This window comes from Psychrobacter sp. T6-1 (genome assembly GCF_052258445.1).
In genome coordinates this window covers 1-1,096 of record NZ_JBQQFC010000534.1, presented here as the reverse complement: position 1 = coordinate 1,096, position 1,096 = coordinate 1, and the positions used below count along the sequence as shown (strand labels likewise).

Below are 1,096 nucleotides of genomic sequence, written 5' to 3'. Positions count from 1 at the left end.
GAAGATGGACAAACCATTGTCTTGGGCGGCGTATTTAGAAACCGTACGAACAACGGCGTTGATAAAGTGCCTTTCTTGGGTGACTTGCCGTACATTGGTCGCGCCTTTCGCCGCGATGTCCGCAGTAACGACAAAGAAGAGCTGCTGATCTTTATCACCCCAAAACTGATCAATGATGGTATTAGTCGTCTAAACTAAGATCGGATAGTCCGATAAAAGCAAGCCTTAGTGCTTGCTTTTTTATGGCATAGATTTGAGCGTTATAGGCAAAAGTGAATACGTGACTAGCCAGAATATCGACGACGTTGTATGATAGAGTATTTGGCTGAGTAAGTATGATGATGGAGCAATTACCGTCGGTGTTTTTAGTCGGACCGATGGGCTCAGGAAAAACGACCATAGGCCGCCTGCTCGCTAGGCAATTGGGCCGCTCTTTTGTAGATAGCGACTGGTACATAGAATCGCAGACTGGCGCTGATATTGCTTGGATATTTGCTAAAGAGGGTGAAGCGGGGTTTCGTGAGCGTGAAACACGCGCTATAGATGAGCTGACGCAAAGAGAGCAGATCGTACTGGCAACGGGTGGCGGGGCAGTTATGGCTGCGAGCAACCGTGAGTTTTTGCGTGAGCGCGGCATTGTGGTTTATCTCAACGCCCCTGTTGAGGTGCAGGTCGCCCGTACCGCCCGTGACAAATCTAGACCGCTACTCCAGCAGCCTAATCCTCGAAAGATACTACAAAACTTATATGAGATTCGAGATCCCTTGTATCGGCAAGTGGCGCATATCATCATGCCAACGGGTCATACTTATCCGCGGCATATGGTCACTCAATTGCTTGAGCAACTCGAGCGCTTTTGCACCGAACAAAACATAACGACAGCAGTAATCGGTAGCGATGATCGTGACGTAGATACTCAAACAAAACGCTCTGCTGATTGACTATAACTATCTTAACTTGTCACCCCTCTATCATTTAGGACTCTTCTATGACAGCGCCAATATCTGCTAACGGTTTAATGGTTAAGACGCAAAGCCATGATTATCCGATTGTCATTACTAAAGATGCTCGCAAGCTTAGTATGAGTGAGCAAATT

At 47.1% G+C, this 1,096-nt stretch carries 2 protein-coding genes; both read left to right on the top strand.

Going from position 1 to position 1,096, the window contains the following annotated elements; translation table 11 throughout:
* Positions 1-198, top strand: a 198-nt coding sequence (locus tag ACTXGO_RS14390) for a hypothetical protein (protein WP_443574996.1), incomplete at its 5' end; no start/stop codon positions are given.
* Between the two features lie 140 nt (positions 199-338).
* Entirely contained in the window at positions 339-941 is a 603-nt protein-coding gene (gene aroK / locus ACTXGO_RS14385; protein ID WP_443574997.1) for a shikimate kinase AroK, read from the top strand.
* Positions 942-1,096 lie beyond the last annotated feature (155 nt).